7 protein-coding genes and 3 pseudogenes are annotated in these 7,638 nt (G+C 39.9%); 3 read left to right on the forward strand and 7 right to left on the reverse strand.

The window, feature by feature from the left end:
- Nucleotides 1-8: 8 nt before the first annotated feature.
- Nucleotides 9-155, forward strand: coding sequence for a hypothetical protein (locus V7K30_RS01520; RefSeq protein ID WP_334996418.1), 147 nt, complete (start codon nt 9-11; stop codon nt 153-155).
- Here the strand turns inward: V7K30_RS01520 and V7K30_RS01525 are convergent.
- From V7K30_RS01525 to V7K30_RS01540, 4 genes and pseudogenes are all read right to left on the reverse strand, one after another.
- Nucleotides 145-1,719 carry a group II intron reverse transcriptase/maturase gene (locus V7K30_RS01525; protein WP_334996420.1) on the reverse strand — a complete coding sequence of 525 codons (1,575 nt, stop codon included), beginning with the start codon at nt 1,717-1,719 and terminating at the stop codon, nt 145-147. The genes V7K30_RS01520 and V7K30_RS01525 overlap by 11 nt on opposite strands.
- A 540-nt stretch (nt 1,720-2,259) precedes the next feature.
- On the reverse strand, nt 2,260-3,084 hold the full coding sequence (locus V7K30_RS01530) for an RNA-guided endonuclease InsQ/TnpB family protein (RefSeq protein ID WP_334996422.1): 825 nt from the start codon (nt 3,082-3,084) through the stop codon (nt 2,260-2,262).
- Between the two features lie 22 nt (nt 3,085-3,106).
- A complete protein-coding gene (locus tag V7K30_RS01535) occupies nt 3,107-4,441 on the reverse strand; it encodes an LCP family protein (RefSeq protein WP_334996424.1) in 1,335 nt (444 codons plus the stop codon).
- Between the two features lie 141 nt (nt 4,442-4,582).
- Nucleotides 4,583-4,864: pseudogene (locus tag V7K30_RS01540) on the reverse strand (ABC transporter ATP-binding protein); the annotation flags it as partial.
- Between the two features lie 126 nt (nt 4,865-4,990).
- Between V7K30_RS01540 and V7K30_RS01545 the strand changes: the two are divergent.
- On the forward strand, nt 4,991-5,521 hold the full coding sequence (locus V7K30_RS01545) for a pentapeptide repeat-containing protein (RefSeq protein ID WP_334996426.1): 531 nt from the start codon (nt 4,991-4,993) through the stop codon (nt 5,519-5,521).
- Nucleotides 5,522-5,673: 152 nt separating this feature from the next.
- Here V7K30_RS01545 and V7K30_RS01550 read toward each other — a convergent pair.
- Nucleotides 5,674-5,956 (reverse strand): annotated as a pseudogene (locus tag V7K30_RS01550) (ABC transporter ATP-binding protein); the annotation flags it as partial.
- A gap of 66 nt (nt 5,957-6,022) precedes the next feature.
- Here V7K30_RS01550 and V7K30_RS01555 point away from each other — a divergent pair.
- Nucleotides 6,023-6,127, forward strand: a pseudogene (locus V7K30_RS01555) (protein adenylyltransferase SelO family protein); the annotation flags it as partial.
- A 269-nt stretch (nt 6,128-6,396) separates the two neighbouring features.
- Here V7K30_RS01555 and V7K30_RS01560 read toward each other — a convergent pair.
- Nucleotides 6,397-6,594, reverse strand: a complete 198-nt coding sequence (locus tag V7K30_RS01560) for a type II toxin-antitoxin system HicA family toxin (RefSeq protein ID WP_334996430.1) — start codon at nt 6,592-6,594, stop codon at nt 6,397-6,399.
- Complete coding sequence (locus tag V7K30_RS01565; RefSeq protein ID WP_334996432.1) at nt 6,595-6,852, reverse strand: DUF1902 domain-containing protein; 258 nt, start codon at nt 6,850-6,852, stop codon at nt 6,595-6,597.
- Between the last annotated feature and the right edge of the window lie 786 nt (nt 6,853-7,638).

Here is a 7,638-nt window from a genome sequence, read left to right on the forward strand (position 1 = left end):
TTAAATTCATGAAATCCACAGTCAGCTACAGCACCAGCCAATTTATGGTTTTGCATCAGTTAGAGTCGAGAGGGGATATTATTCCCCGTCCCTCTCTGTTAGAACCGTGCGTGCCTGTTTCCATGCACACGGCTCCCGATATTCTTAAGGGATAACCCTTTTACTCATGTGGGTATAGTCGTGACAGGATTCATGTATTGCTGTTAGATTTTTACTCTTACAGTTGCCATGATTCCCATCTATGTGGTGTAGGTTTACTCGTTCTTCACTTGTAAACTTTAAGCCACAGTGACCACATATATGGTTCTGGCGCTTTAGTGCCTTAGAGGTTTCTCCGTCATATAACTTACTGTTGCGTTCGCTCCAATAAGTCAAGTCTCCGTCGAAAGGTGATTTGTTTCCTTCGACATTGACGTGTTTATTTTCGGAGTAGGAGACTGCTGGGAACGCTTTTTCTATCAGCTTTGTAGTTGATTCCTTGTCGTTCCTTTTTTCCTTATTAAACACTTTCCACGTTCTATTGTTGGTGTACCAAAGTGAAAACCTTGACCCGTCCATTTTACAGAAGCGGTGGTAGTTTCTCCATCCTCTAACTATTGGTGCTAGCTTTTCAGCTTTTACCTTAGAACCATAATTCGAGTTGTTGACAATAGCTTTTACCTTCTGACGGAATTTTTTGAAGTTTTCCACCGAGGGCGTACTTCTAAATTTCCCGTTACTTTGCACTTGGAAGTGCCAGCCAAGGAAGTCAAAGCCATCTGTCGCGGCGGTTATTCTTGTCTTCTTCTTACTAAGCTTCATTCCTTTGTTGGCTAGGAATTTGTCAATTTTGTCAAGTATCTCTGTTGCATCGTCTTCCGGTCGGAGTATGATTACCATGTCATCCGCGTAACGGATTGATGTTTCTACGATATTTTTTTCAGGGGTATTTTCGGTAATCCTGAACCCGTCTTTATGATATCGGTGGATACTTTCGATGCCGTTGAGAGCGACGTTGGCTAATAGCGGACTTACCACACCACCTTGCGGTGTACCTTGTTCTGGGAATTCTGGATTTATTCCGGCTTTAAGGCAACGGAATATGCCAGACTTAATGCCTTTAGGGGCGATAAGGTTCTCCATGATTGTGGTATGGCTTATCCTATCGAAGCATTTTTCAATGTCTAGTTCTATGACTCGTTTGCTGATTCCATTGCTGTATGAGCGTAAGTTTAAGAACAGGATTTTCTGGGCATCGTGTGCCGAACGTCCCGGTCTGAATCCATAGCTTCTTTCGTGGAATGTTGCTTCGTGTGCGGGTTCTATTGCATATTTTGCTAGGCACTGCCATGCTCTGTCTGCAATAGTGGGAATTTTGAGCATTCTGGTACTCCCGTCTTTTTTAGGGATGGGGATTTCTCGCAATCCTTGGTGTTTCCAGTTGTTGCCCGATGCTCTCAGCAGTTGTTCTAGTTCAAAGCGTTCTTTGAAGGTGAGGGACTTTTTCCCGTCTATTCCTGCTGTTTTCTTACCCGCATTTAGCTGAGATACTTGACGAATCGCCAGAAATCTAGCCGCTTTGGATTTCAAAATAAGCTTCTGAAGTGACAAAGCTTTGCGCTTGTTTCCTTCTCGAATAGCTTTAAACACTCGTTTTTGTAGGCGGAATAAGTCTTTCCGAAATTTCTTCCAGTTGAGACTTCTCCAAGATTCACTAACCTCGTGGCTGTGCCTAATCATGCTCTACCTTCAATAAGTGTTCTCTGAATACCTTGTAGCAATTACGCCACATCCTACCCGAATCGAAGGGATTCCGTATCTCGCCTTACCTACCTGGGGTTCGACTTCCCCAAGACCTTTGATTCGTTTTTATTCGTTCCCTCAGATGATTGGTCGTTCCGTTAGGTGTAGCCATTTTAACCATCAGAAACCCATGATTCTTGCAGCTATTCCGGCAATATGCTGCGGGTCTTACTCTGATAAAGTCGGGTTCTAGGGATATGTCCCGCTTATGTCTAGGTTACTTTTCTAGGCTCGGTTTCACCGTGGGAACCCCCTATTAGCACCAGTGTCCACCCATAACGGTAGTCTGATTGTGCCCTGTTCCCAGCTTCACTCTGTAAGAATCGAGCTTACTCGGTGTGGGCAGATAAGGAGTCACGCATGAATCTTGCGGGTGGGACTTTCACTCACATCAATCTGAGAGTTCAACCTTTAATGACAGTGATCTGCTGTCAGGCTGGATTAGTTATTTACGGACTGATTACCGTGATTCACTAATCAACGAATCGCACTGCCTGAGACATTAAGATCCTCTATCACTACTTTGGCGTGGTTTTTGCATAAGTAAGTAGTAATCTTGTGAAGACTGTCTTTTCTCAGGTTAGCTACTTTAGCGTGATGTCGGGCAAGTTTAATTTTAGCCTTGTACCTATTTTTAGAGCCTTTGACTTTTCTGCATAGAGTGCGTGATAACATGCGGAGTTTGGCTAAATTTTGTCTATAGGATTTCGGGTTAGCAAAGACAACTCCCGTGCTGAGAGTAGCTAGTTGTTTCACCCCTAAGTCAACACCAACAACATCATGAGCTTTATTAGTTGGCTTACAATCTTGCTCATAGCTAAAAGCAATAAACCAACTCTCAGCAGTTCGTGAAATGGTAATCCTTTTACAACTAGTGTGCGGCAATCCCTCGTAAGTCTTTACCCATCCTATAGCAGGAAGCTTTACAGATTTACCACCGACACGTATGGGTTTACCGCCACTGTCAATCGTGAAAGAATCGTTTCTACCTTTCTTTTTAAAGTTAGGATATTCTGCAACTCCATCAAAGAATCTTTGAAACGCAGTGCCTAAATTATCAAAAGCATATTGAGTAATTTTCTGACAAATCCCTTTCTCTTTAATCCACTCCAACTCTGGTTTAACGTGATTATTGAAGAACTTTTTTAAGAGATATTTGTCAGGCTTTAGTCCATCATTGTACAAATCTTGCCAAGTCCTCAACGCCCAATTGTAAGTAAATCTGGCAATCCCAGCGTGTTTACTCATCAAGATTTGTTGGGTTTTGGTAAGCTTTAATTTCGTTTTGATGGATAAAAGCATCTTTTCAGATTAGCACTGTATTTTATTCTCTGGGTCTAAGCTTGACAGATTCTGTATACAAGTCTGTGCCAATGACAACAGTGACATCAGATGCAATATCTCCTAAAGAAGCAACTTCTACATCACCGACACCAAGAGCTTGTTGAACTGCATTAGCGGCTTCAGGATTTCCATGTTGAGCAATAATTCTGGTTTTTTTGGCCGAATCTATATCAGTATCAATTTCATGACTAGAAAGAAAAATATTCCTAAAACCGTGTTTTTCGAGTAAAGAGGTGACTTTTTCTACAGCTTCGTGTTGTGTGGTTGCGTTTTGGATAAAAATTTTCATACCTTGGGACACTACTAAATTTTTGTCGTCTTCTTTTACTTCTACATTATTAAAATCAAAATAACGTTGGAGAATTTTGCTAGTAGCTTTATGGTCAGTAATCCAGTAGCTAACATTGTATTCACTTTTTTCACTAAAACGCCCTGGCAGGAGCATAAAATTATGGTGATTACTTTGAGCTAGAGTTTGAGCTATGGCTAACATTTCATTAATAGATAAATCAGTATCTATATTATCTTGAGCTACCTGTAAAATTTGAGGTATTTTAGTAATAGTTTGTGGCTGAAGCAGTGTAAGTAGGATATCTTTAATAACTTGTTGTTGTCGCTGCACTCGACCAATATCACCTAAAGCATCATGACGAAAACGGATGTATTCTTCTAGATGCTGCCCACTCAACTTTTGTAGACCCGCTAAAAAATGAATGCTGAGGTTTTGTGAATGATCAACATAATCCATTTTTTTGGGAATATTAACTTCAACCCCTCCCAAGGCATCTACCAAATGAATAAAACCTTCTGTATCCAGGCGCACATAACGATCAATTGATACACCATCTAATAGCTGACTTACACTTTGGGCTGCTTGTTTTGTTCCACCACGCACGTTTGCATCATTAATTTTATCTACACCAACTCCATAAAAACGAACCAGAGTATCTCTAGGAATAGATAGTATATTAATCGAATGAGAATCTGGCATGATTTTGGCCAGTAAGATAGTATCGCTATTGCCTGCTAATGCCTCGGCAGGAGTAAAATTTTTCTCGTGGGGATGTCCAGAATTGTCGATACCGAGAATCAAAATATTCACAGGATGATCTAGAGTTGCAGGAATCGAACCTGTGAAACTTTCAGAACTCCCAGGCAGATGCAAAGCAACATCATGATCATTTTTTAAGGGAGTTAAATTTACAAACGAGGAGTAAATTGCTCCCAAAATTGTAGTTACTACTACCGCACCGATTCCTAAAGCAAATGGCTGTTTTAACAGCTGAGATTTCTTGGGATTATTTTTTTCTTTCACTTCTCACGCACTACATATATTAATTGCTATGGTCTAACCCCGAATTCTCGTACTCCGCTAGGGCGACCATATCATAGTCAAGATTACTTTAGATGTGGCTGCTCTGAGTAAAGAAGTGAGATTCCCCACTCCCTCTTTTGACTAACTAAACTGTTGAGCATAAGACCGCGCATAGCGACGCTCTAGGGCTAATAATTCTTCATGGGTTCCCGATTCCACAATTTGTCCCTGTTCGATAACTAAAATGCGATCGCACCGTCTAACAGTTGATAACCTGTGAGCAATAATAAATACCGTCCGTTTCTCCATCAATCTTTCCAGCGCTTCCTGTACCAGTGCTTCTGACTCCGAATCTAAGGCTGATGTTGCCTCATCAAGAATCAAGATTTGAGGATTGAGCAGAACAGCACGAGCGATCGCAATCGAGCTAATCAGGTTTTTTGGGGAGGTATTAGATTTGGATGTCAATATTGAAAGTTGGTCGAAGAGGTTAGTTCAGAGATTGAGTAGGTTATTTTTATACGTGTTAGTTGATACGGAAGTTGAGTTATGGATGTTGAAGAATTCTTGGAAAGGTACACAGCTGGAGAGAGAAACTTTGCTGGACTTCTTGATTTCATTGAAATTGGTTTGGATTTTACTTATATGGACTTGAGCGGGGCTGACTTGAGCAGAGTTAATTTGGAAGGAGTTATTTTGGAGGGTACTAATCTGGACAATACCAATCTCAGTGGGGCTAATCTCAAAGGAGCTTACATGGAAGTAACTGAGTTGAATGAAGCCATCCTTAATGGCGCTAATTTAAGTGAGGCTAGAGGTGGTCAAGCCAATTTTATCAATACTTCCTTTGTCAACGCCAACCTGAGCAGAGCCGAAATGTATCAATGCGGTTTTAATGGCGCTAATTTCGGCCATGCTATTCTTAGGGATGCTTTCGTGAACCACTCCTCTTTCGATGGTGCTAACTTCACCAATGCCGATTTGCGTTCGGTCGAGGGCTTCTATAATATTCGTAAGGCTATTTTCAGTAATACCATTATGGAAGATGGAAGCATTTGGTACGGCAGTATTGGGTATTGAAGACCATACAATATTGCTGTCCGCATATATTTCGTTCTTTTGGGAACCCAAAACTTCATCCAGTATAGATACTCATTCTTCTAGCTCAAAAACCGATTTTGTGAACTCAAAAACTAATTCGGTTGTCTCAAAACCTCGAACTTCCCCTATGTCTAACTAAACTGTTGAGCATAAGACCGCGCATAGCGACGCTCTAAGGCTAATTAATTCTTCATGGGTTCCCGATTCCACAATTTGTCCCTGTTCGATAACTAAAATGCGATCGCACCGTCTCACGGTTGATAAACGGTGAGCAATAATAAACACTGTCCGTTTTTGCATCAATCTTTCCAGTGCTTCCTGTACCAGAGATTCTGACTCAGAATCTAATGCTGATGTTGCCTCATCGAGAATCAAAATTTGGGGATTGAGCAGAACAGCACGAGCGATCGCAATCGGGCTAATCAGGTCTTTTGGAGAGGTCTTAGATTTCGATGTCAATATTTAAGGTGGGGTCGAATGGTATTATTAAGACCTTTGATTGAATCTATTTGGGAAGCAATTGCTCAGGAAGATAATTGGCAACCTTTTTATGAGTTAATCAAGGCAATTCAGTCTAGAAAATAGTTAGCAAGGGGCAAGGCTTGTACCGAAAATCTTTTTTTTCCTTTGCCCCTCTGCTTCCTTGCTTTCTTGTCAATATTTAGATGCGTTTGCCCGACGCCGCCTCACAAAGAAATGGTATCACCATTAATGAAAAATATAAAATGAAAACGAAACTTTATGTTAGTAATTAAATAAGAAGTTTAAAACAAATTTATTACATAAAAATGAAAACCCCTCTTTTTAATAAAAGAAGGGTTTTCATTTTTATATTTAAGAATCATCGCATAGAACTAAAAGCCCTTCGGCAAACCAGCTTGTTTTAAAACTGCATTTGCCGTATGACGGGATTTGATACACTGATCAACCACAAAACAATGATCTGTTTTTGGGCTATACCAGAACTCATGATCTCCTTTACCTTGTCTCTTGTAGTAGCATCCTGCTTCTGAAAGAATCCGTTTGAGTTCAGCAGTGAATGAAACAGCCATTTAACAAGGAACGCTTATACGTTCACTGCGACGACTTCTCAAGTCTAAATCAATACCTAGTGGATTCACAAGAGAAAAAGAGTTGTTTAGCTCTAAAAGCTCTGGAATCATCACTTTAAGCTTCTCTAGTAGTACTTCATTGCTAGATGCTTCTGTAACCAATCCGGGCAAATCCTCACTAGTAGCAACCCAGACTTCACCTTCAGAATCCCAAAAAGCATCTACCCTAACTAGTTTGACTGCCATGTTATTGCTCATTACGTTGACTGCCTAAGAGCTTTAATTTTCATGCTTCATATAAAAATTGACACGTTACACCAAATTAGATGTGCTAGTGCTGTCTTAAGTTTATTACAAAAATTATGTTTTTGCTTGATATAGAGGTTGTAATCCACACCCTATAACGTTTTGACACCGATTAGTCAGAATTGTTTCTCGCTACTACACCATTGACACTCCCAGGAACTAACCCAGAATTATAGCAATCCGATTTGATTTTTGAACTTATTTGCGTAGGCAGGGAGTAGGGACTAGGGAATCAGCCCTTTCGAGTTGTACGGATTTTTTTTAAAAATTAAATAGGAGTCCTATAGCACTCCCAGGAACTAGCCTGCGATTAACGGTCACTATTATTTAGTGAAATTAGTTACTTTTTTATTAAAACTGGGAACTCTAGATATTAAGAAGGAATAACCAATTATTTTTCGATAAATAGTTACAATTTGTTAACAATATACACCATTTTGTTATGAAACTGAATTTATTTGCCCAGATGCCTAGACAAAAAGAAGAAAAAGCATCTATAGAAACTTCTCAGGGAAAATTAAATGTATATATCATAGTATTCTTGATAATCTTCATCTTAATAATTTGCTTCGTAAAATCTCTAGAAATGGTTATTGGGGCATGGTTAATTATGGCTTATGTAGTTGTTAATATAATTATAACTTAAGTAAGTCGGCACGAAAAAACCAAACTATGTGAAGATAAGTAAATACGGAAAATGCATCTACCGAGGTGACTAAGATATGGGCGCTCGTTTAA

The organism is Nostoc sp., assembly GCF_036917655.1.
Lineage (GTDB): Bacteria > Cyanobacteriota > Cyanobacteriia > Cyanobacteriales > Nostocaceae > Nostoc.